The 23,247-nt window shown below is 60.3% G+C and carries 20 protein-coding genes; 7 read left to right on the forward strand and 13 right to left on the reverse strand.

The window, feature by feature from the left end; all coding sequences use genetic code 11:
• From UW3_RS27385 to UW3_RS0120445, 4 genes are all read left to right on the forward strand, one after another.
• Positions 1-1,358 (forward strand): flavin monoamine oxidase family protein (locus UW3_RS27385; protein WP_010225166.1); only part of this gene is annotated, 1,358 nt, incomplete at its 5' end.
• 9 nt (positions 1,359-1,367) lie between these two features.
• Entirely contained in the window at positions 1,368-2,021 is a 654-nt protein-coding gene (locus UW3_RS0120435; RefSeq protein WP_010225167.1) for a c-type cytochrome, read from the forward strand.
• A gap of 33 nt (positions 2,022-2,054) precedes the next feature.
• Positions 2,055-2,705: a hypothetical protein gene (locus UW3_RS0120440; protein WP_010225169.1), complete on the forward strand. Its 651-nt coding sequence runs from the start codon at positions 2,055-2,057 to the stop codon at positions 2,703-2,705.
• Between the two features lie 88 nt (positions 2,706-2,793).
• Positions 2,794-4,218 carry a coniferyl aldehyde dehydrogenase gene (locus UW3_RS0120445; RefSeq protein WP_010225171.1) on the forward strand — a complete coding sequence of 475 codons (1,425 nt, stop codon included), beginning with the start codon at positions 2,794-2,796 and terminating at the stop codon, positions 4,216-4,218.
• A gap of 200 nt (positions 4,219-4,418) precedes the next feature.
• On the opposite strand, the gene UW3_RS0120450 is transcribed toward UW3_RS0120445, so the two are convergent.
• From UW3_RS0120450 to UW3_RS0120475, 6 genes are all read right to left on the reverse strand, one after another.
• A complete protein-coding gene (locus tag UW3_RS0120450) occupies positions 4,419-5,999 on the reverse strand; it encodes a GMC family oxidoreductase (protein WP_010225172.1) in 1,581 nt (526 codons plus the stop codon).
• A 51-nt stretch (positions 6,000-6,050) separates the two neighbouring features.
• Entirely contained in the window at positions 6,051-7,010 is a 960-nt protein-coding gene (locus UW3_RS0120455; protein ID WP_148276805.1) for an alpha/beta hydrolase, read from the reverse strand.
• Positions 7,007-8,638 (reverse strand): 3-(methylthio)propionyl-CoA ligase, encoded by a 1,632-nt coding sequence (locus UW3_RS0120460; RefSeq protein WP_010225174.1) that lies wholly within the window; start codon positions 8,636-8,638, stop codon positions 7,007-7,009. The genes UW3_RS0120455 and UW3_RS0120460 overlap by 4 nt, the downstream gene beginning before the upstream one ends.
• Before the next feature lie 76 nt (positions 8,639-8,714).
• Positions 8,715-10,214 carry a flavin-containing monooxygenase gene (locus UW3_RS0120465; protein ID WP_010225177.1) on the reverse strand — a complete coding sequence of 500 codons (1,500 nt, stop codon included), beginning with the start codon at positions 10,212-10,214 and terminating at the stop codon, positions 8,715-8,717.
• Between the two features lie 326 nt (positions 10,215-10,540).
• Complete coding sequence (locus UW3_RS0120470; protein WP_010225178.1) at positions 10,541-11,206, reverse strand: c-type cytochrome; 666 nt, start codon at positions 11,204-11,206, stop codon at positions 10,541-10,543.
• The gene (locus tag UW3_RS0120475; protein WP_026001425.1) at positions 11,206-12,681 is read right to left on the reverse strand and encodes a flavin monoamine oxidase family protein; all 1,476 of its coding nucleotides are present in this window, start codon (positions 12,679-12,681) and stop codon (positions 11,206-11,208) included. Before UW3_RS0120475 ends, UW3_RS0120470 begins: the two co-directional genes overlap by 1 nt.
• A gap of 195 nt (positions 12,682-12,876) precedes the next feature.
• Between UW3_RS0120475 and UW3_RS0120480 the strand changes: the two genes are divergently transcribed.
• On the forward strand, positions 12,877-13,149 hold the full coding sequence (locus UW3_RS0120480; protein ID WP_010225182.1) for a hypothetical protein: 273 nt from the start codon (positions 12,877-12,879) through the stop codon (positions 13,147-13,149).
• A gap of 84 nt (positions 13,150-13,233) precedes the next feature.
• Here the strand turns inward: UW3_RS0120480 and UW3_RS0120485 are convergent, their stop codons facing one another.
• From UW3_RS0120485 to UW3_RS0120515, 6 genes are all read right to left on the reverse strand, one after another.
• Positions 13,234-13,839: a TetR/AcrR family transcriptional regulator gene (locus tag UW3_RS0120485; protein ID WP_010225184.1), complete on the reverse strand. Its 606-nt coding sequence runs from the start codon at positions 13,837-13,839 to the stop codon at positions 13,234-13,236.
• A gap of 253 nt (positions 13,840-14,092) precedes the next feature.
• Positions 14,093-14,509 (reverse strand): RidA family protein, encoded by a 417-nt coding sequence (locus UW3_RS0120495; protein WP_010225185.1) that lies wholly within the window; start codon positions 14,507-14,509, stop codon positions 14,093-14,095.
• Positions 14,510-14,521: 12 nt separating this feature from the next.
• Positions 14,522-15,355: a phytanoyl-CoA dioxygenase family protein gene (locus UW3_RS0120500; RefSeq protein WP_010225187.1), complete on the reverse strand. Its 834-nt coding sequence runs from the start codon at positions 15,353-15,355 to the stop codon at positions 14,522-14,524.
• A 107-nt stretch (positions 15,356-15,462) separates the two neighbouring features.
• Positions 15,463-15,726, reverse strand: coding sequence for a c-type cytochrome (locus UW3_RS0120505; protein ID WP_026001428.1), 264 nt, complete (start codon positions 15,724-15,726; stop codon positions 15,463-15,465).
• Between the two features lie 135 nt (positions 15,727-15,861).
• A complete protein-coding gene (locus tag UW3_RS0120510; RefSeq protein ID WP_010225192.1) occupies positions 15,862-16,362 on the reverse strand; it encodes a hypothetical protein in 501 nt (166 codons plus the stop codon).
• A gap of 279 nt (positions 16,363-16,641) precedes the next feature.
• Positions 16,642-18,078, reverse strand: coding sequence for a TolC family outer membrane protein (locus tag UW3_RS0120515; RefSeq protein ID WP_010225194.1), 1,437 nt, complete (start codon positions 18,076-18,078; stop codon positions 16,642-16,644).
• A 434-nt stretch (positions 18,079-18,512) separates the two neighbouring features.
• Between UW3_RS0120515 and UW3_RS0120520 the strand changes: the two genes are divergently transcribed.
• Together UW3_RS0120520 and UW3_RS0120525 are read left to right on the forward strand one after the other, a co-directional pair.
• Positions 18,513-19,604, forward strand: coding sequence for an efflux RND transporter periplasmic adaptor subunit (locus UW3_RS0120520; protein ID WP_148276806.1), 1,092 nt, complete (start codon positions 18,513-18,515; stop codon positions 19,602-19,604).
• Entirely contained in the window at positions 19,601-22,717 is a 3,117-nt protein-coding gene (locus tag UW3_RS0120525; protein ID WP_010225197.1) for an efflux RND transporter permease subunit, read from the forward strand. The genes UW3_RS0120520 and UW3_RS0120525 overlap by 4 nt, the downstream gene beginning before the upstream one ends.
• A gap of 126 nt (positions 22,718-22,843) precedes the next feature.
• Here the strand turns inward: UW3_RS0120525 and UW3_RS27390 are convergent, their stop codons facing one another.
• Complete coding sequence (locus UW3_RS27390; protein WP_010225198.1) at positions 22,844-23,059, reverse strand: YodC family protein; 216 nt, start codon at positions 23,057-23,059, stop codon at positions 22,844-22,846.
• Positions 23,060-23,247 lie beyond the last annotated feature (188 nt).

Genomic DNA, 23,247 nt, shown 5'->3' on the forward strand with positions numbered 1-23,247 from the left:
CGGCTGCGCATGGCGACGAGGAGGGCATCCTGGACGTTGCCATCATTGGCGCCGGCATGGCTGGGCTCACGGCGGCCCGCGATCTGCTCACCGCCGGCTGCCGCTCGTTCCAGGTGCTGGAAGCCCGTGAGCGTGTCGGCGGGCGGGTACTCAATTACGACCTGGGCTCGGGCTACATCTCCGAGGTGGGTGGGCAGTGGATCGGACCCGGCCAGACGGCCGTCGCCGACCTGGCCCGTGAGCTTCAGGTGGACACGTTCCCGACCTACTACCAGGGCAAGACCGTGGTGCTCGGCGGGGAGGGGCGACTGGAGATCGACCTGCAAGGTACTTTCGGCACCGATGAGCGCATCGGCGCCAAGCTCAGCGAGCTCTCCAAGTTGGTACCGTCCGGTAAACCATGGGCTTCTTCCAAGGTTAACGAGCTGGACAAGCTCTCGGCGGGTGACTGGCTGGCACAACAGGATATCAAGCCTGAGGACAGGTCTGGCTGGGACACCAGCTTCATGCTCACCTGTGGCGTGGCGCCGGCCAAGATGAGCCTGTTGCACTTTCTGTCGATGATCAATTCGGCAAGCTGCGACTACATGAAGCTGGACTCGATCAAGGACAGTGCGCAAGGCACCCGCTTCGTTGGCGGCTCGCAGTTGCTGTGCACCCGCATGGCCGAACAGTTGGGCGACCGGCTGCGCCTGGCCTGCCCGGTGCGCGCGATCAGCGAGTGGGACCGCGACGTCGTCACGCTGCACACTGATCAAGGGTTGATACGCGCCCGCCGGGTCATCGTCGCGATCCATCCGGCCCTTTGCAACCAGGTACGCTTCGAGCCCGCGCTGCCGGAAGGGCGAGCGGCGCTGCAGCGCGCCTGGCCGGCACACAGCCCGGCGCGCAAGACGGCGATGGTCTACAAGCGGCCGTTCTGGCGCGAGAAGGGCCTGAACGGCCACACCATGCAGGTCAAGGGGCCACTGCTATGGGCCTGGGACAACTCCCCGCCCAACGGTGAAATCGGTGTGATCAACGCCTTCGTCGTCAATGCAATGCTGCCCTCCGACCACCAGGCTGCGCAGCAGGTCCTGACAGAAATCTACGCCCGTTCCTTGGGCGAGGAAGCCTTGCAGCCGGTCGCCTACCACGATCATGACTGGGGGCTGGCAGACCCCTGGAGCCTCACCTGCGTGTCGGCGATCCCGCCCGGTTTCTGGAGCGAGCATGGCGAATCGTTGCGTCCGCCGTGTGGCAACCTCATCTGGTCGGGCACTGAAACTGCCGATATCTGGGCCGGGTACATGGATGGCGCCGTGCGTTCAGGTCATCAAAGTGCGCTGCAGGCGCTTGCCTCGCTGCGTCGGGCATAGGGGACAGCGATGAAAAAGAAATTGTTGTGGGGTGCGGCAGTGTTGCTGGTCGCCCTGTTGGCCTTGTTCGGCCGTGACCTGCTGGGCTTCTACCACCTCGTCACTTACATCGACAGCACTACCCAGGCCTATGAAGCGGACGGGCCCTGGCCCCAGACCGCCGATGCCTGCTATGGCTGCCATGGGCTGCGCGGAAACTCGCAGCACCAGCGCTATCCCAGCCTGGCAGGGCAGCCCGCCGATTACCTCAAGGCGCAGTTGCACGGCTTTGCCAACGGCACCCGGCATTTCCCGAACATGCAGCCGCTGGCGATGAGCCTTGGTGACGCTGAAATCGACAAGCTGGCCAACTACTACGCTCGCCAGACGCCCATGGATAACCACACGTTCCAGCCTGATCCTGGCCTGCGCCAGCAAGGCGAGAAACTGGTTCAGGCGGGCGCGTGTGCCGCCTGCCATGGCGAGAAGCTTATGGGCCAGGGCGCATTCCCGCGTCTAGCAGGCCAAGGCGCCGACTACCTGCTGGTACAACTGGACGCCTTTGCCCAGGGCAGCCGGGTCGATCCAACCGGTTCGATGAAGGCGGTTACCCAGGCCCTCTCGGCGCAGGACCGCAAGGCACTGGCCCACTACCTTGCCGCCTTGGCGGCCACACCGAAGTAAAGCCTTCATACTTACAAGAAAGAGACCTGAGCTATGGAAACCAGAGATGTTCTTGCGTTGCTCACTTGCGTCCTCCTGGTGGTTTCCGGGAGTACCTACGGCATCAAGTTCCTGCGCAGAGGCAACTTCCTGCTCGGCCTGGAATGGCTGATCGTGGCATTTTCCGGGACCAATTTCCTCATTTACCTGCTGACCCAGTCGCAAATCTCCTACGGTATTTCGTATTTCTGCGATGCGTTTTCCCGCGGCTTCGGCATCCCGATCGTCACCGTGCTCGGCCTGATGGCAGTGACCCATGGTTTCCGACCTTCGGCGGGCAAGGACGCATTGATTTTCGCCATCACCTTTGTCTGCACCTTCGTGATGATCAAGGCCGATTTCATGATCAATCCGCTTCCATACTTCTACGTCATCATGTGGGCTGGCTACACGGTCTATCTGGCCTACTTCATCAGCCGTCTGGTGATGGTCGGCGAGTACCTGCACGCCTTCGGGGTGACGGTGGCGGCGATGCTGGGGCTGCTGGTGGCCTGCATCTATGACTTCTACCCCATACCCGGGGACGACACGAAGGCCGTGTTCATGTCGATAGCGCTCGCCAGCTGGTCGTTCATGATGATCCAGTTGTACTACGCGTTCTTCGCCCTGGAGCGGGCAAAACGCCAAGCGGTGCCAGTGCACTGACACGCCTTGTTTTACATGCTGAGGCCGTTCGCACGGTCGCAGTTTGCAGTCGCAGCGATCCAAGAGATCCACCAGGAGTACTTACATAATGTCGATCGAGCAAGTCGCGCCGGCAGTAGAGCGGATGCGTGAAGTTTTTGTGCTTCAGCGCCAGGCATTCGCCGAGGAACGCTATCCATCCTATGAGACCCGGCGGGCCAACCTGCTGGCGCTCAAGGCGCTGGTGCTGGAAAACGCCGAGCGGATCGCAGCCGCCATATCCAACGATTTCGGCCACCGGTCGGAGCACGAGACCAAGATGCTCGATATCTTCGGCTTGGTCAGCGAAATCAATCATGCCATCCGCTGCCTGAAGCGCTGGATGAAACCGCGCAAGCGCGGTGTCGGGCTCTGGTTCAAGCCTGCGCGCGCTGCGGTGCTGGCCCAGCCGCTCGGGGTTATCGGTATCGCCGCGCCGTGGAACTACCCGCTTTACTTGACGTTGGGCCCGCTATGCGGCGCCCTGGCCGCCGGTAACCGGGCCATGATCAAGGTTGCCAGCGACTCCAGCCATTATGGTCGCTTGCTCGCCGAATTACTGGGCAAGCGCTTCGACCCGGACCTGGTAGCGGTGATACAGCCAGGTGCCGGTATCAACGACGGTTTCTCCCGGCTAGCCTTCGATCACCTGATCTTCACCGGCTCGCCTGCGGTCGGCCGGCAGATCATGCGCAATTGCAGCGAGAATCTTACCCCGGTGACGCTGGAACTCGGCGGCAAGTCGCCTACCGTCGTCGCGCCGGGTTACCCGTTGAAGCAGGCTGCCGAGACCGTACTTTGGGGCAAATGCCTGAATGCCGGGCAGACCTGCGTCGCGCCTGACTACCTGTTCCTGCCGGCCGGCAGCGAGGAAGAATTCCTCGCGCATGCCAGGGCGGCGGTGGCTCGAAATTACCCGCAACCGTTGGCCGACAACCCCGACTACACCTGCATGATCAATGCGCGCCAGCTGGCACGCGTCGAGGCGCTGCTGGCGGACGCTCGGGACAAGGGCGCGCGCGTGGTGGCGCTGGCGGATGTGGATGGCGCGCGTCGAGCGGGCAAGCTGACACCGCACCTGGTGTTCGATGTGCGCGACGACATGCTGATCATGCAGGAGGAGATCTTCGGGCCAGTGTTGCCGGTACTGGCTTATCGCAAGCTCGAGGACGCAATCGGCTACATCAACACCCATGAGCGGCCCTTGGCGCTCTACCTGTTCGACGAAGACGCCGGCCGGGTCGAGACGGTGCTGCGCCAGACATTGTCCGGAGGCGTTTCGGTCAACAGCGTGATGCTGCATGTGTTACAGGAAAACCTGCCGTTCGGTGGCGTGGGCAATTCAGGGCTCGGGCACTATCACGCCGAGGAAGGGTTCCAGACGTTCAGCAAGATGCGGCCGGTGTTCTACCAGGCGAAGTTCAATGGCAGTTTCTTGCTCAAACCGCCTTATGGCCGCCTCACCCAAGCCCTTATGCGCCTGATGCTGCGTTGATGCATGGTTCGCTGAGTGGGGCTGACGAGGCAATATCGAGTTGACGCTACGATCGTCATGCCCTTTTTAGCGCCCTTCGGGGCGCTTTTTTTTGCTTACGTGAATGGCAGGAGAGGATAGGCGGGAGGAGGGAAGACCTGGGGCCCGGAAACCGCCCATGCCTGGCACTCTGCAGGGCGGTTTAAGTCCGGGTGAGCGTGTCAGGCGTTGACAATCCACTCGGCGGCGCGTTCGGCGATCATGATCGCGGCCGCGTTGGTATTGCCGCCGACCAATGTCGGCATGATCGAGGCATCGACGACGCGCAGCCCCTGGATGCCGTGGACCCGTAACTGGCTGTCCACCACGGCCATCTCGTCTTGCCCCATCTTGCAGGTGCCGATCGGGTGGTAGATGGTGTCGGTGCGTTTGCGCAGCAGCTCGATCAACTGCTCGTCGTTGTGCAGGCCGGCGCTGTACATATCCCTGAGTCCGAAGCTGGCCATGGGCGTCTGGGCAATGATGTCACGGGTGATGCGATAGCCTTTGAGCAATGTCGCGACATCGTCGTCGTGGGCAAGGAAGTTGGGGTCGATACGCGGCGCCTTGCGCGGGTCTGGCGAGGCCAGGCCGACAGTGCCGATGCTCTTGGGGCGTAGCACGCACACATGACAACTGAAGCCATGGCCCCAGTGAAGCTTGCGGTTATGGTCATCCACTGTGCCGATCACCGAGTGCAACTGGACGTCTGGGCGCTCAAGGCCTGGATCGGTCTTGAGAAACGCGCCGGCCTCGGCGCAGTTGCTCGCAACCGGGCCATTGCGATGGCGAACGTAGTCGAACATAGCCTTGCCCATCTTCACGCCGCCGCTCAGGGAGAAGCCCAGCAGCGAAGTGTCGTTGCTCTTGTAGCACAGCACCACGTCGGCGTGGTCCCGCAGGTTCTGACCCACGCCCGGGAGCTCATGGCGCAGAGCGATGCCCTGGGGCTCGAGTTCGGCTGACGAACCAATGCCGGAGAGCATCAGCAAGTGTGGGCTGCCAAAGGCGCCCGCTGACAGTATGACCTCCTTGCGTGCCCTCAGGTGCACGCGCGAGCCTTTGACCAGCGCCTGTACCCCGGTCGCCTGCTTGCCCTGCAGGACGATACTTTCGACATGGGTATGGGTGAGCACGGTAAGGTTGCTGCGATGGCGGACCGGCTTGAGGAATGCCGTCGCGGTGCTCCAGCGGCGGCCGTCGCGAATCGTCACATCGTAGTAGCCAGCGCCTTCCTGAATGGCGCCGTTGAAGTCGGGGTTATAGCTGTGCCCGGCACGCAGCGCGGACTCCACGAAGGCTTCGCTGGCCGCGTGGCGATTGGCCGGGCTGACGTAGAGCTCGCCGTCACCTCCGTGATACTCGCTACCGCCGCCGTGGTGCATTTCGCTCTTGCGAAAGTACGGCAGAACATCGTCGAAGCCCCAGCCTTCGTTGCCCAGCGCCTGCCAGTCATTGAAATCGTCGTGGTGACCGCGAATGTAGATCATGCCGTTGATCGAACTGCTGCCGCCGAGCACCTTGCCCCGTGGCTGGTAGCCGACCCGCCCGCCCAGACCCGGCTGAGGGGTGGTTTTGAATGCCCAGTTGACATGGCGCGTCGGCAGGATGGCAGCCAGACCCAGCGGGGTATGGATAAGCGGTGATCGATCCTCCGGGCCCGCTTCGAGCAGGCAGACGGTGACACTGGGATCGGCACTGAGGCGATTGGCAAGGACACAGCCGGCAGAGCCGGCACCCACGATCAGGTAATCGAATTCCATGTTGTTGTTCTCGAGGGAATTATTGGGAGTCTGGACAGGAACAGGTTTGCGCTAGCCATCCCAGTTCGTATGGTCATTGACGAAGTCCAGGATATGGTGCTGTGCCTGTCGGGCCTGCGGAAGTGCCGCGATCATCTGGAACACGTGCGGCAGCTGTTGCCAGATTTCCAGGCGAACCGGCACACCGGCGGCTGCCGCGCTGGCCGCGGCGCGGACCGAGTCGTCCAGCAGCATTTCGCTACTGCCTACCTGCAACAGCAACGGTGGCAAGCCGGCGAAGGAGCCGAACAATGGCGAAACTTCAGGCGACGTGTGCTTCTCGGCCGATGCGTAGAAGCCGCGGATAGCGATCGCGAAAGGCAGGGTGAAGATCGGGTCGCGACGGGCATTGCCCAGCGCGCTCGCACCACTGAGGGTGAAATCGAGGAACGGTGACAGCAGCACTGCGCAGCTTGGCAGTTGCGCTCCCTCGTCCCTGAGCCGCTGCAGCAGCGCCAGCGCAAGGTTGCCACCGGCGGAGTCGCCAGCGATCACGATGTGTTCGGCCTTGGTCCCCTGTTCGAGCAGCCAACGGTAGGCCGCATGGGCCTGGTCAAGCGCCGTGGGGAAGGGGCACTCGGGCGCGAGGCTGTAGTCCACCATCAGCGCCCTGGCCTTGAGCGGTTTGCACCAGTTCGCCACCATCGCGGCATAAATCTGCGGGGTGTAGGCGACGAAGGCACCACCGTGAATGTACAGCAGCACACGCTCCGGCCTGCAACTGGCTGGTGACAGCCAGTGCGCAGGGGTACCGTTGCACGACACTCTCGTGCGAAGCACGTCCGTTGGTAACGCTTGGCCCTGGCGATCCAGTTGCGCGAACTGCTTGCGCAGGTGCTGGATATCGATCGACATGCCGTGGCGGGACTTCACCGACAGGCGCAACAGCAGGTTGAGCAGCCTGCGCTTCCAGCGACCTTCGCTCGGGTCGATGACACGGGTATCCGCCCGGCCTCTAGCAGGGGCGTTCATGACGCCACCTCGCACGGTGGCGAGCCCGGCCATTGGTAGTCACGCAGCTCCTGGCGCAACTGGAGCTTGCTGACCTTGCCGGTTGCCGTGTGCGGCAGTGCCTCGACGAACACGACGTCGTCAGGGGTGCAGAAGCGTGCGACCTTGCCCGCATAGAGCGCGAGAATCGCCTCACGGGTCGGTGCCTCTCCAGGTTTGGCGACCACTACCAACAGCGGGCGTTCGTCCCATTTCGGGTGGGCGATCCCCAGCGCGGCCGCTTCAGCAACGGCCGGGTGGCCCATGGCGATGTTCTCCAGTTCGATGGAACTGATCCATTCGCCGCCCGACTTGATTACATCCTTGGCCCGGTCGGTGATCTGCATGAACCCATCCTGGTCGAGGCTGGCGACGTCGCCGGTCGGAAACCAGCCGTGCACCAACGGGGACTCATCGCTGCGGTAGTAGCGATCGACCACCCAGTGCCCACGCACGACCAGCGCCCCCGAGGTCTTGCCGTCACGCGCTACCTCGTTGCCTTCATCGTCCACGGTTTTCAGATCAATGCCGAACGGTGGCCGGCCTTGCTTGATGCTGATGGCGAAGCGCGCCTCTTCATCCAGGCCCAGGTGCGACGCTTTCAAGGTATTGACGGTGCCCGTCGGTGACATTTCGGTCATGCCCCAGGCGTGCTGAATACGGATCCCGAACGCTTGTTCGAAGCTGCGCATCAGTGCGGGCGGACAGGCGGCGCCGCCGACCACCAAGCGCTGCAGGCTGGGCAGGCGCTTGCCGGTCTGCTGCATGTACTGCTGAAGGCTCAGCCACACGGTGGGAACGCCGGCCGAGAAGGTGACACCCTCCTGTTCAAACAGTCTGAAGACACTTTGACCATCCAGGCCTGCCCCGGGCAGCACCAGCTTGGCGCCCACCAGGGCCGCCGAGTACGGCAGCCCCCAGGCATTGACATGGAACATGGGTACGATCGGCGCGACAACCTCGCGGGCCGACAGCGAGAGTGAGTCCGGCAGGGCACTGGACAGGGCGTGCAACAGAGTGGCGCGGTGGGAGTAGAGCACCCCCTTGGGGTTGCCGGTGGTTCCGGAGGTGTAGCACAGCGCCGCCGCCGCATGCTCATCGATGGGCGGCCAGACGAACGTCGCGGGTTCGGCAGCCAGCAGCGCCTCGTAGCACAGCAAACGGGTCTCGCCCGCGGTTGGCATCTGCGCAGCGTCCGATAAGGCGACCCAATGTTTCACGCTTGGGCACTGCGCCGCGATTTCGGCGACCAGAGGGGCGAAGCTTTCGTCGAAGCAAACCACCTCGTCCTCGGCGTGCCTGATGATCCACGCGACCTGCTCCGGGAACAGGCGCGGGTTGATGGTGTGGGTGATCGCTCCCATGCCCGAGATCGCGTAGTAGAGCTCGAAATGTCGGAAACCATTCCAGGCCAGGGTACCCACCCGGTCGCCAGGCTTGACGCCCAGGCGGGTCAGTGCGTTGGCCGCTTGCCTGGCACGCTGGTGAGCGTCGGCATAGGTGTAGCGGTGCAGGGCGCCGCCAGGGAGGTAGGAAACGATTTCGGTATCGCCGTGATACCGCTGCGCATGCTCCAGCAGTGAAGGAATGGTCAGGGGGAGCGTCATCATTTGACCTAGCATGATATTCAGCCTTTTACCTTTCTTGTTTTTCACGCACCGGCGGCGAGGCCGTGGGCGTCGTGGTTCAACCGGTGACCTTGGCGGGCCGCGGGGTGAGTGCTTGTTGCTGGGCGCGCTGGAACTCCAGGTGGTGGTCTTCGATCGGGTCCTTGAGCAACATCTTCTTGTCGCGCCCGTAGTGCATGAAGACGAACCAGGGGTGCGACCGGCCCTGACGCGGCAGGAAGTGCTGGTCACGCTGGATGTAGCCGGACTTCATCGAATTCAGGATCCCGTCGCTCAACGCGTTGTTGCCGTTGTCGTAAGGGGTCACGACATCCAGGTTGCGTTGTTCCATGTAGCGGAACAGGCGGCACAGGTAAGTGGCGGCCAAGCCGACCTTGAGTGTCCACGACACGTTGGTGTAGCCGAAGATCCAGGCCATGTTCGGCAGGTTTTCCAGCAGCACACCCTTGTAGGTCATCTGCTCGCCGATCGGGTACGGCGTGCCGTCGACCGAGACGGTCATGCCGCCGAGCAACTGCAAACGCAACCCGGTGGCAGTGATGATGATGTCGGCAGGCAGTTCCTTGCCCGACTTGAGGCGAATGCCATGCTCGGTGAAACGCTCGATATGGTCCGTCTCCACCGACGCCTGGCCGTTGCGAATGGACTTGAACAGGTCGCCGTCGGGTACTGCGCACAGGCGTTCGTCCCAAGGCATGTAGTTCGGGGTGAAGTGGCGCATGTCGGCATTCGGGCCTACTTGGCGGCGCACGTGTGCCAGGATGATCCTGCGCATAAGGCGTGGCCATTGCCGGCAGGCAATGTACACGGCGCGGTACAGCATGATGTTGCGTTTGCGTGCCAGGCCGAGCGCCCAGCTTGCAGGCATGATGCGGGAGAGCACGCCCGTAAGCTTATCGGTCGAAGGCAGCGAGTAGATGTACGAGGGGGAGCGTTGCAGCATGGTGATATGGCGGGTCTTGTCGGCCATCGCCGGAATCAGCGTGGCAGCGGTGGCGCCGCTGCCAATGACCACGACATTCTTGTCGCGATAGTCCAGGTCCTCGGGCCAATGCTGGGGATGGATCCGCACACCTTTGAAGTCGTTCTCCCCTGGAAAGGTGGGCAGAAAACCCTCGTCATGGTTGTAGTAGCCGGTGCAGCAGAGCAGGAATCGGCAGGTGTAATGCCGGATATCCCCGCTGGCTTCGTGCAGTACCGTCAATTGCCACAGGCGCTGCTGGCTGCACCAGTTCGCACCGAGGGTCCTGAGGCCGTAATGGATCTTGTCGGCAAGGTCGTACTGCTTTGCCGTGTCCTGGATGTAGCGCCGGATCGAGGCACCGTCAGCCAGCACCTTGGGGCTGTCCCACAGGCGGAACTTGTAGCCGTAGCTCAGCATGTCGGAGTCGGAGCGGATGCCTGGATAGCGGAACAGGTCCCAGGTTCCGCCCATGCACTCACGCCGCTCCAGAATGGCGAGATTGCGGTTGGGGAACTCGTCCATCAGATGGCAAGCCGTGCCGATGCCGGACAGGCCTGCACCGATGATCAAGGTATCGAAATGAAGGTTGCTCATGGAATCTCCGCGCCTTCGGGGTCTGACCGGGTCGTTGATTGAAAGGTGGGTATCAGCGCACAGGCGATCACGCGGCAGTCGTTCGGCAACCGCGAGACGGCAGTGCTGAGGCCCGGAGGAGCGTGGACGGCAGCGGGTGGGGCAATGGAGTCGTGCATGCGATGAGCTCCGTTGATTGTTGTTGTTTTACTGCACTGTAATCCGCTGTCGGCTTTAACGCAACGACTGTTATGTTTAAGGTCGAAACGATTTTTGCCTGCGGAGCCAAGCTCGCGTGATCACGCCTTGGAACAGGGTCGGTGGCAGAGCATCCGCCCTTCGACAGGTCAGCGGCTGGCGGCGGCGAGGCCTGCGAGGTAGTGCGCCAGCGCTTGTGCCTCGGCTGGTGAAAGTAGTCCGGCGGTCGCGTTCATGGCCCCACTTGGGTCCGTCCGCGTGCCCTGCTTGAACGCCAGGAGCTGGCTGAGCAGATAAGCTTGTCCCTGCCCGGCGAGTCGCGGCCCAGTTGCCCCGCCCATGAAATCGCTGCCATGACAGGCGCTACAGCCCCGCGCTGCGGCACTCGCCTGGCCCTCGGCCGACAACCGCTCATCTGCCGCCGGTGTGTCGGTGCGCAGCGGCGTCTGTCGGGCAAAATACTGCGCCAGCGACGCGATCTGGTCGTCGCTCAATGTGGCGGCCAGTGGCTCCATTTGCGCACTGTGCCGTTTGCCCTGTGCAAATGCCTGGAGTTGTGCCTGGAGGTAGCTGGCCTGCTGCCCCGCGAGGGATGGGTACTGCTCGTTCTGTGACTGCCCGGAAGCCCCATGGCATGCGTTGCAGGTATCCTGGGGTTGCGGCCAGGTTCCGACATCGGCGTCGTAGCGGGCGTAGTGGCTGTCCAGTGCACTCATGAATCGATAGCCCGCTAGCATCTGCGGGCCGGCAATGACTGCCGCCAGCACAAGCCCGGTAACGCCGACCGCAACACCTATCAGCAAAGCGCGTTTCATCATGCGTTCCTCCGATTGGCAACCAGCGCCTGCAACGCTTCCAGGGCAGCTCGGTGGCCGGAGCGCACTGCGCCATCCATGCTGCTGGCCCAGATGTCAGCGGTTTCGGTGCCCGACCAGATCAGCCGACCGACGGCAGGTTTCAGGTAGCGGCCCCAACGGGTGAGAAAACCGGGAGGGATGGCGCCGACGCAGGTCAAGGTCCAGGGGTCGACCTTGGCCCAGTCGTGATCGTGGTACTGCCTGAACTGCAAGGCTTCATCACCCAATGCCTGGGCAAAAATGCCGGCCAGCGTCTGGCTCGCCCGTTCGGCTTCATGTGTTAGCTGGGCGCTGCGCACGAACGCCGAAAGGATGCCGACGCTGCCATCGGCGGGCGAGTTGTCGCAGGAAAAGATCAGGGGGCCATCGGCCTGGCTGATCTGCCCATTGAGCCCTTTGTCTCGCCAGAATGGCCGGTCGTAGACATGCACCGTCTTGCGCATCGGGGCATGGGCAGGCCACAGCCGTTGCAGTTGCGCGCGCCCTTCGGGCAGAGCTGGCTCGAAGACGATCTGATGGCACAGCGCGGGATGCAGTGCAACGATCACCTGCCGGGCGCGGACCAGCCCCTGGTCTGTGTAAATTTCGACAATGTCGCTGTCCCAGTTGCCGATCTTGCGTACCGGGCTGGACAGCCTCAGGCGATCGCCCAACGACTCACCCATGCGCGTGCTCAACACCTGGGAGCCGCCCACGAAGCGGGTCTCCTGGGCGCCGCCATTGAAGCCCTCCAGCTTTTCCATACTGCAGTCGGCCGAATTGATCAGCGAAAGGTAGTGGAGCAGGGCCAGGCTGGCTGGCGGCGTACCAGTGGTCAGGCCTATGGAGGTGTCGAAGCTGAACCGGCTGGAATTGTCGATGCCTTGGCTCGTGAGCCATTGGGCTACCGATAGCTTGTCGATTTCGGGCGCATCGGCTGCGGTCCACGGCTCCTTGCTCGGAACCTGCCGCGAGAGTTGATTGAGCTTTGCAGTGACGGGGTTGCCGTGGGCGGCGCTGAGGTCTTCTTCGTAGCGGGCGTCGCCTGCTAGATAGACATTACGGCCCTGGTAGTAGCTCGGGAAGATTTCCACTTCCAGTTCGCGCGCCAAGTCGAAGATGGCCGTCTGTCCAGGGCCTGCCCATTGCCCCCCTGCCTCCGCGATCACGCCGCCAGCGAGCTGATGGTTGACGGTTCGTCCGCCAACTCGATCCCGAGCCTCCAGTACGGTGAAGGAGGTACAGCCAGCGCGATCCAGATCTCTGGCCGCGGTGAGCCCGGCAAGCCCGGCGCCGATGACGACCACGTCCAGTACATCTTGCGGGGTTGCCTCTACCGTCTGGGCCAGCGCTCGCCCGGCGAGCCCCGTACCACCTACCAGCGCCACGCCCGCGAGCGCCTGCACAAGCAGGCGCCGGCGGCATGTCGGTGGAGACATGTCTTCACTGTTCATTTTTTCCTCGGCACGCTATTGTTATATTTACATAACCATGGTTATGTAAAATAGCGCGACACGACGATCTTGCAAAGGGGCAACAGACGTCCAGTCATCGTTTCAGGCCCAAAAATACGACGCGGGATGCTGTGCGCTCTATATTTAATAGTTGGTGTTATCTAAATCTGCTGCAAACAACCCAAGGAGCTACCCATGAACATGTTGAGAGTGATAGCCGTTGCATCGATCATCTGCGCGCCGGTTGTGTACGCCGGGGACAAGACCGATGCCGACACCTGTACTGCCAAGATCAACCAGCTTGACTCCATTGAGCGTTCCGAGGGCGCTGGTCTTCAAGGTGGGGTGGCCACGGATATTCGCAATCTGATTACGCAGGCCAAGGAAGCTCGGGAAAAAGGTGATGGGAAAGGATGCCTGGCCGCAGCCAACAGAGCACTGAGCCTGTACAAGACCGCATCCAAGTAGGTGGCCTCGCCCCCCAGGCCGGGCCGAGGTTCGCGAGGGCCGGACGACTTCTCGTCCGGCCTATGAGCTACAGATCAGGTTCGATCACTTGGCCTTGCGCGTGCCGCGGCCCTTCGCAGGCGGTGCTATCAGCGTGATGAGCGCATCGAGCAACGCATTGCCGCGCTCGGCGCTGAAGCGCTCGGGCTCGATCGGCATCATCATCAGCCAGCCGTCGCAGATGGTGCTGATCTGGTCGGCCAGCACATCGGGCGGTATGTCGTCGCGGATTTTGCCCTGGCGCTGCTCTGCCTCGATCACCACGGTAAACACTTGGCGGAATCTGGCATACCGCTGCTTGATGACATGAGCGAACGCTGGCTCGTGCCGGGCATGGGTCAGCAATTGCAACCAGGAAAGCCAGAGCGTCGACTCGCCGTCGTTGACCCACTCCATCCACTGCCGGAGCAACGAGGGAATGTTCATCTCCAACTGGTTCGCTGCCAACATCGTGTCGACCTGGTCGAACAAGCTCTGGGCGACCTCGGTGATCATCTCTTCCTTGTTGGCGAAGTAATAGGTTACTGCGCCTGTGGTGCAGCCTGCGTGTTTTGCGACACTGCGCATCGAAGCCCCGGCGTAGCCATCCCGCGCGATCACGGTAATGGCCGCCTCCAGCAGTTCTGCACGCTTTGCGTCGCGGTCTCCCACAGGCCGTCCCCTGCGCGCCGAGCTGCGAGGTGCGCTTGTACTGGCCGAAGAGGGGATGGTTCTGGAAGGGGATTTGGAGTCAGACATGGGGTCTCAGGATTTCAGGACGAATACGTTTCTGGATCAGGTGGCTGGCTTCCACGATTGACCCAGCATAGAGAAATCGAGCGTGGATTACACCTGCCTGAAGACAAGAATGATTCTCCACGCCGATTGAAAGGCGGCAGCCGGGCCCTTGCCAATCACCGTCGGGTCAGGCACTACCGCTTCCTGCTACAGCCAGCGCACGAATCTCCACTACCAGTTCAGGCAGGGCTAGCTCTGTGATACCGACCGCCGTCCAGGAAGGATAATGTGAGGGGAAATACTCATCCTTGATACTGGCGAATACTGGCATATCAGCCCGTAGCCGGGTGTGGAAGGTGGTCAGTTCGACCACATCTTCCAGGCCGGCACCAGCCGCTTGCAGTACCTTGGCCAGCGACTGGAATGCCAGGTGCGTCTGGGCTGCCACGTCGCTTTCAGGTTTCATTTCGCTGTCGATGCCGACCTGCCCCGATACCCAGATGAGGTCGCCTACGCGAGTGGCCTGGGAGTAATGAAACTGATCGTAGAACGCCTGGGTTGGCGGTGGATTGATCGATTGCCGCTTCAAGGGGTTGGTGTTCATGGAGCCTCCTGTTCAGACAACCTGGCGGAAGGTGGGATGGCGAAAGGCTGCGCCGGCTGAAAGATGCTCGAGTTCCTCGGTGAACAGCACACCTTGGGGGGGGTATCCCGCTTTGCTGTTCTGCGGCAGCGGCTTGAAGGTGGCGTCGTCGCCGAAGAAGCGGAAAACGAAGGTGTGGCGGCTGGGGAAGTCGCTGTCGACCGGAGCACCACCGTGCAAGGATGCCGGGTGCAGCAGGATCACGTCGCCTGGTTCGGTGGCCCACGAAAGCACATCGAAAGCACGTGGGTTCAGTTTGCGCTCGGCTTCGATATCGGGCAGGCGGGGAAGGGTGCCGTTGTCATGCAGCGGTTGTGTCGGATCGTCAGGGTCGGCGAATGTGGTGCCATCGTAACGCGGCCCACGATGCGAACCGCGGATAATCTCCAGCGCGTTGCGTTGCGGGATGGATTCGAAGCTGATCCAGGCATTGCCCCAATGCTCACCCGCCCAGGGCAGGTAGGAGGTGTCCTGATGCCAGAGCGTACGGGAACCTTGCCCACCGGCTTTGAGAAAGACCTCTTCAGCGAAATACCAGACGTTCCGCGAACCCCAGACCCGGGCGAAGAGGTTGCCCAGCGGCAGGGATTCAACGAGCGTTTCGAGCCGCTGTTTGGCCACGGGGTTGGCATTGTCCACATGCGACTGCTGCGTTGTGCCAGCGAACATACGGGTTGCGTGGGGGCCATGGTTTTCCACGGCCCAGTCATACGCTTCACGACAGCGCGCCAGTTGCTCCTGGTTCAGAAGCCCCTTGACCAACACGGCGCCATCTTCATGAAAAGCCCTGCTTATCGAGTCTTGCATGAGCGTCCTCCCGGACCGATTTTGTTGTAGGTACCCAGGAGGCTAGCAAGCAGTCAGATATATGACAACAACAGTTATGTTAATATGTGTTTCTTAGAACGATCAGCTCAAGGCTTGGACATCCAGTCGATCACCGCTGCGTAGTCCTCCGCTGTGCAGTCCATGCACAGGCCGCGGGCAGGCATGGCGTTAAAGCCTTCCGTGACATGCTTGACCAGCACATCCTTGCCTTGGGCGAGCCGCGGCTTCCAGGTTTCGGCGTCACCTTTTTTCGGCGCCATCGGTAGCTGGCCGTTATGGCACATCTGACAACTTCGATTGAACACGCTCTCTGGAGGCTCTGCCGCATGAGCCAGAGAGGTGCGACACACAGAGGGAAAATACCGATACCAAGGCGCTTTTCATGGTCATGCTCTCAAGATGTTGTTTTTAGATAACAGCTATTGCTTTAAATTGCTGCGCCTGGCTTGCGATATTTCGATGCAGGGCGTGCATCAAAAGCTGGCCTATTCCGCTAAAGGGGTTTTCCGGCTGATATCAAGGTCTAGTAGCGCATCCAGCTGTGTTTCAATCTGCAGGAAGCGCATGGCGCGTTTAGGGGAAATGGCATCGGCGATGCGCCGTGTGTATTTCTCACGCAGTTCTATGTGGTCTTCCTGGAGGGTGTAGATGCGATCGAGCAGCTGTGTGGCCAGTTCATCAGTCACATAACCTTTGTTATAGGCCTGGCCGTAGTCGATCATGGTCTCCAGGATGTTCTTGTTGATTTTCAGGGCTTCTGCCCTGTACGTGTTATAAATTGGCCAGAATTTTTCGTTCTCCTGACCCTCCAGGCCCATGTTGTTTTTAACTACGATTTTGCGTTTGTAGTCGGCATCATCCAGGTTGTTCTGTATCTGTGCCTGGTTCTGCCGCATGACGTCCTTGCCCGAGGGGAGCTCGTGCTCAGCGGCCATCAATGGCAGGCTGCAAAATGCAAGTATCATAGCGGTGTTTTTTAGAAGCATTTTCTATTCCTTGGCAATTACCCGGCTAGGGGCGGCGCATATTTGAACAGTGCTGTCGTCAGCGTCTGATCCATCTTTCCGCAAAGTGAGTCTTGGAAAAACAGCCGTGCTGACTTTCGGTAGTGTCGTGAGGAGGCGAAGTCTTTCGTGATAACCCTTTCCAGTAAGCCCCTCACGTGTAGCGGGATAAGTGGAAATACTCACAAATGGATCAAATGAATCAAAAATGACTCATTAGAATCGAAATTTATCACTGCTTCCGTACGCATGCAAGATGCCTCAGCGGCTGCGCTCGAGATTCTTCTTCGCAGCTGCCGCCAGGTCCGGCGGCAGGAACTCCTTGTCCGGGTTGTAGTCCGGACTCAGGTACTGCTTGAGGTCCTGCAGGTCCTGCGGGCTTAATGTGCCGGCCGCCTGCTTCAGGCTCAGGTTGTCGAGGATGTAGTCATAGCGGCTGTTGTTGTAGTCGCGCACCGAGGTGTACAGCTGGCGCTGGGCGTCGAGCACGTCGACGATGTTGCGGGTACCCACCTGGTAGCCGATCTCGGTGGCTTCCAGCGCGCTCTGGTTGGAGATGATCGACTGCTTGCGCGCCTGCACCTGTTCCACATCAGTGTTCACCGCGCGGTGCAGGTTGCGGGTGTTCTCCACCACCTGGCGGCGCAGGCTTTCGCGCTGCTGCTCGCTCTGGCTCAGGCGCTGGTAGGCCTCGCGCACCTGCGAGCTGGTCAGGCCGCCGCTGTAAATCGGGATGTTCAGTTGCAGGCCGATGCTGGTCTGCTCGACGTCGCCCCCGTAACGCACGTTTGGTACTGCAGCCGAGTTGGTGAAACCCAGGTTGTCGTTATCTCCTTTCTGGTATTTGGCAACGGCATCCAGGGTTGGCGCATGACCGGCCTTGCGCTGGCGCAGGGTTTCTTCGGCGGCGGTGACCGCGTGGTTGGTAGCCAGCAGATTAAGGTTCTGGCGCCCGGCGGTTTCGACCCAGGCCTTGGCGTCGTTGGGCGCAGGCACCTGCACCGGCAGGGTATGAACCACGCCCTGAATCGAGGTGTATTCTCGGTTGGTCAGGATCACCAGCGCCTCGAAGGCATCCTGAACCTGGCGTTCGGCAATGATCCGGTTAGCCCGTGCCGTGTCGTAGCTGGCCTGGGATTGCAGCACGTCGGTCTTGTCGGACAGACCGACGTCGAACCGTTCGTTGGACTGGTCCAGCTGGCGCTTGAACGCGGCTTCTTCGGCTTTGGTCGCGGCCAGGTTGTCCTGAGCTCGGAGCACGGCGAAGTAGTTCTGCGCGGTTTGCAGGATCAGGTTCTGCTCGGTCGCCGACAGTTCCAAGGCCGCCTGTTCATTGACTGCTTCGGCCGCTTGCAGCTGGAACCAGCGGTCAGCACGGAAGATCGGCTGGGCGAGGGTCGCGCTCCAGGTATTGCCGCTGCGGTTGCTGGTGGTCGAGGGTTCGTCCAGTTTGGTGCGGGTGTTCATCATTTCGGCACCGGCCGACAGGTTCGGCAGCAATCCGGCACGGGCCTGCGGCATCACTTCGCGGCGAGCGCTGTAATCGGCGCGGGCTGCGGCCAGGTCAGCGTTGTTGTGCACCGCCTCCTGATAGACGCTGACCAGATCGGTTTTCACTGTAGTGGGCACGTCCGCTGCCCAGACCATTCCGTTGGATGCAGAAGATACGGCTATCGCCAGTGAGAGTTTGCGCAGCATAGCGGCAATCCTTCAGTACTGATTTATGGGATACGTATTCAGCTTGGCCTGTCCCGCCTCTGGCAGCCGCTTTGTCGAACTGCCTGAAATCGCCAGCACGTTGCGCACAGGCGCTTGCCCTCTATGCACATGGATCGGACTTAATTTACTATAACGGATGATATGCTAATACTTGGGTCGTGATGAGGCAACGGGTTGAACTGCGGTTATTGCCTTGCTTTCAGTCAGGATCCTGGGAGCGCGTCGCCGGCCCATTCTGTTACTCGCTCATGCTGAGCCTGGACGAGGAAAGTAGTGAGGAGCAACGAGCTGTTTTGCTTTGTGCTAGAGGCAGGCCCCAGCAGGAGTAGGGCTGTTATCGAGAAAAATCGGCTGTGAGTGCGCTCTGGAGCGCACCAGCCGTGCGGAACCATTTCATGAAGAGGGCATTTGACATGACGCTGCTCAAGTCGGTACTGGCATGCGGTTTATTGGGCAGTCTGGGCCTTGTGCTTGTCGGGTGTCGGGAAGAGGCTCGTTCAGAGGAGCCGCTACGCGCCGTTCGGACCCAGATCGTCAAGGCCGCCACCATAGGTGAGGAGGTTGCCCAGACGGGAGAGGTACAGGCTCAGGTCGTGACCGATCTCGGCTTTCGCATCGGCGGGCGCATAGCCACTCGAACCGCAGAAGTCGGAATGAGCGTTGCCAAGGGGCAGGTTCTGGCGACGCTCGAACCTAATGATGTGCAGAACGAGCTGCGGGCTGCGGAAGCCGAATTGACAAGTGCCGAAGCGACCGAGCAGCTTGCCAGGTCTCAGTTAAGCCAACAACGCACGCTCTTTGACAAGCAGTTCGTCGCGCGTGTCCGTGTCGAGGAGGCCGAGGCAAACTGGCGAGCCGCGAATGCAAGACTGAACGTTGCGAAAACCAGATTGCTTACTGCGCGCGACAAACTTTCCTACACGGAGCTGCGCGCACCAAGCGCTGCCATCGTCAGCGCTGTAGCTGTCAATGCAGGTCAAGTCGTCGATGCGGGGCAATTGGCGATCAAGCTGTCCTCGACAAACGACCGCGTTGCAGTCTTCAACGTGTCCGAGCGGCTTTACACCTCGGTTCCGTCTGATGTGAAAGTGGAAGTGGCACTCGTTTCTGATCCATTGATCAAAGTCATCGGCTCAATTCGCGATGCAAGCCCTACTGCTGATGTTGCAACGCGGACCTACCGGGTTCGCGTTGCTTTACCGGATGCGCCTCCTGCCATGACATTGGGGGCTACCGTGACAGGGCGCCTAGCCTTGAGCGGCAAGCCTCTGGTCATCCTGCCAGCCTCTGCATTGACCAGTGATGGTGGTACGCCAGCGGTATATGTCGTACAGCCCAGCACGCACGAACTGGTGCGCAAACCAGTCGTAGTTGCGCGCTACACCGCCAGCCACACCATCATCGAATCCGGGCTAACGGAAGGTGAGGCGGTGGTAACCGCAGGGGTGAGCAAACTCAGGCTTGGACAGAAAGTCTCGTTCGACGCAGAGCAGGTGATGAAATGAGTTCGAAGCCACAACTCGGTAAAGAGCAGGCCGGCTTCAATCTCTCGGCGTGGTCAATCGGTCAAAAGCCTCTGATGTTTTTCCTGATGCTCATTACGCTCGTTGGCGGCATGATGAGTTATGAAAACCTGAGCCGAAACGAAGATCCCGCATTCACCATCAAAACCATGGTGGTGGCTGCCCGCTGGCCGGGTGCAAGCATAGAAGACACTACGAACCTGCTGACGGATCGGCTGGAAAAGAAACTGGAGGAGATACCCTACCTCGACCGACTCGATAGCTACACGCGTCCTGGCGAAACCGTCATCATGGTCAACCTGCGCGATGATGCCCCGTCCCGGATCGTCCCCGATGCGTGGTATCAGGTTCGCAAGAAAATGGCAGATATTGGCATCACACTTCCGGCGGGTGTTCAAGGGCCATTTTTTGACGACGAATTTGGCGATACCTATGGCCAGATTTTCGGTTTTACAGGCGAAGGCTTTTCCGACCGTGAGCTGCGTGACTACCTTGAGGGGGTGCGTGCGGAGCTCTTGCGCATCCCCAGCATTGGCAAGGTGCAACTGCTCGGTGTGCAAGAGGAGCAGATCGTCGTGGAATTTTCGCCTGGCAGGCTCGCGGCTTTTGGCTTGGACGAAGAGGCGGTGTTGCGCGCGCTCAGGGCGCAAAACGCTGTCGCTCCTTCCGGAACGGTACGTCTGCCTGACGACAAAATCGCTCTGCGTGTCAGCGGAGGGTTTACCTCCGAGGAAAGCTTGCGCAGTTTGACGTTGCGCGCAGGCAATCACTTCGTGCCACTCACCGAGCTTGTCGATATTCGAAGAATCCCGGCCGACCCACCAGCGCCCTTGTTCCGGGTGAACGGCGAGAAAGCGCTCGGCCTTGCCGTTTCGATGGCAGCGGGCGGCAATCTCCTGGATTTTGGCGAGGCGGTGCGGGTCCGCATGAATGAGGTCAGAGCGTCACTTCCCTACGGTATTGAAATGGCTCAGGTAGCCGACCAGTCTACGGTCGTGAAGCAGGCGGTTAATGGGTTCTTGACGGTGTTGGCTGAAGCGGTTGCGATCGTCCTGGCAGTGTCGTTTCTGTCACTCGGTGTGCGGGCCGGGCTTGTTGTGAGTATTTCGATCCCATTCGTGTTGGCGCTGACGTTCATCGGAATGGAGCTGATGGGTATAGGCCTCCAGCGAATTTCTCTGGGAGCACTGATTATTGCGTTGGGTCTGCTTGTCGATGACGCGATGATCACGGTCGAGGCCATGGTCGGTAAGCTGGAGGAAGGCTGGACTCTCTCGCGGGCGGCGAGCTTTGCCTATGAGTCAACAGCGTTTCCAATGTTGACGGGGACGCTCGTCATGATCGCCGGATTCATTCCCGTTGGCTTTGCGGCCTCGAGTGCCGGGGAATACTGCTACTCGATGTTTATGGTGGTGTTGATATCCCTATCAGCGTCCTGGGTGGTTGCGGTTCTGTTTTCACCCTTGCTTGGCACCCTGATCCTACCTAAGGCTTTACCGCACCATGAGCATGGCGGCGGTAGACTGATGGGCATCTACCAACGGGCCTTGGGCTGGGTTCTGCAGCATCGCGCCATAACGCTCAGCGCTGCAATCCTGGCGTTTGTCGGCTCGCTCGGCGCTGCGTCTTATCTTGAACAGCAGTTCTTTCCCCCCTCAGACAGACCAGAGCTGCTGGTAAGCCTGACGCTGCCGCAAAATGCTTCCCTGGATGCGACGGAGCGCGAAGCGACCAAACTTGAAAAGTTGCTTAAGGCTGATCCTGCTGTTGAGCGCTTTTCAACCTATATCGGCTCCGGGGCTATCCGTTTCTATCTGCCTATGGAGGTTTTGCTGCAGAACGAGAACATCACTCAAACTGTCGTGATTGCAAAAGGGGTCAAAGAACGGGATGCCTTGCAAGCACGACTCGCCGAGGCTTTTAAAACAGAATTTTCAGGCCTCATCGCGCGCGCGACACCGCTTGAGCTGGGCCCGCCGGTGGGCTGGCCGCTCAAGTATCGTGTAACTGGCCCAGATCAGGCCAAGGTCCGTGATATGGCGTCGCGCCTGGCCAACATTTTGTCTGCCAACGCCGATACCCGTGAGGTCCATCTTCTATCAGGTGAGCCGCAAAGAAGCGTCGAAGTCAAGATCGACCAGACTCAGGCGCGAGCATTGGGCCTGTCTTCAGAGGACGTCGCCAGTGCCTTGGCGACGATTTTCTCTGGCTCGGCAGTGACCAGCGTGCGTGACAAGGACCGACTCGTGGATGTGATCGTACGTGCACGAAGCGGTGAGCGGACTGACCTTGCGACCCTTGCGAACCTGCAGATACGTACCTCTCAAGGCCATGCCATTCCCCTGAGCCAGATTGCTGTGCTCAGCCATGGTGTCGAAGATCCCATCATCTGGAGGCGGCAACGTCTTCCGCTGGTCACTGTTCAAGGTGATGTTCGCGAAGGGCTCGAGGCTGCGACAGTCGTGCAGGCACTTGCGCCGGCGGTGGCGGATTTTGCTGCGCAGCTCCCCAAGGGATACAGCATCGCGACAGGCGGAGCAGTGGAGGAGGCCGCGAAAGGCAGTGCGTCACTGCTTGCCGTTCTGCCTGTTACGGCTTTGGTGATGTGTGTGCTGTTGATGGTGCAGCTGCGTAGTTTTTCACGCATGTTCCTTGCGCTTGCAATGGCTCCGTTCGGCTTGATCGGAGTCGTCATGGCGATGTTGCCGACGGGGACACCTATGGGGTTTGTCGCGCAGCTTGGGGTAATTGCACTTGTCGGTATGATCGTCCGTAACGCCGTCATCCTGATTGAAGAAGTGGATATCAACATCAATACCGGTCAGTCGCCACGTGAGGCTATAACGCATGCTGCCATTCACCGGGCTCGCCCCATCGTATTGACGGCGTGTGCAGCAATCCTCGGGATGATCCCGATCGCCCCGCAGATTTTCTGGGGGCCCATGGCTTATGCGGTCATCGGCGGGCTTGCCGTTGCAACGATCATAACGTTGACCGTTCTACCCAGTGCCTTATTGCTTTTGCTGCAATGGGAACATCGTAATGTTCAACCTCGACACGGGGAAAATCCCGAGGTGTTGCATGAGAAAAATTAGGGTTGGCGAATTGGCCATTTAAATGATGTGGCATCTAGACCCGAAATGCCGACGCCGACAATATCGATAACCAAGGTTCAGCCTTGGTTATCGTGTTGTATGGGCCGTTGCCAGTTTCCCGTCGCCTTATCGAGCGGTGTCACCTGGCGTCTCTTTCGCTGTTTCCAGAACGATTGTGTCAAACCATTTCTCGATCAAGGCGTCATTTTCGAACCACTGACATAACGCAAATGCCGTTGCGGGAAAGCCGGAGATGGCACGCTGTTGCCTGATGTTTGTGATGGTCATCCGAGGGCCACCGCTTTTGATTGTGACGACATCGCCTCTAAACAGGTTTTTCATCCAATACCTCTGTTGTGTTTGAAGTGCTCTATGGGCGGCTCGCTGCGCCTTGGAGGAGCCGGTGACTCAGCTCGCGACCAATGCCTAAAAGGCGGTGCAACGTGGCTCGGCTGAGATCAGACGACTAGTGGTCTTTGCTGACTCTAATGAGACATTATTGACTCATAAAGAATTGAAAGGTATCATTC

This window comes from Pseudomonas donghuensis, assembly GCF_000259195.1.
GTDB classification, from domain to species: domain Bacteria; phylum Pseudomonadota; class Gammaproteobacteria; order Pseudomonadales; family Pseudomonadaceae; genus Aquipseudomonas; species Aquipseudomonas donghuensis.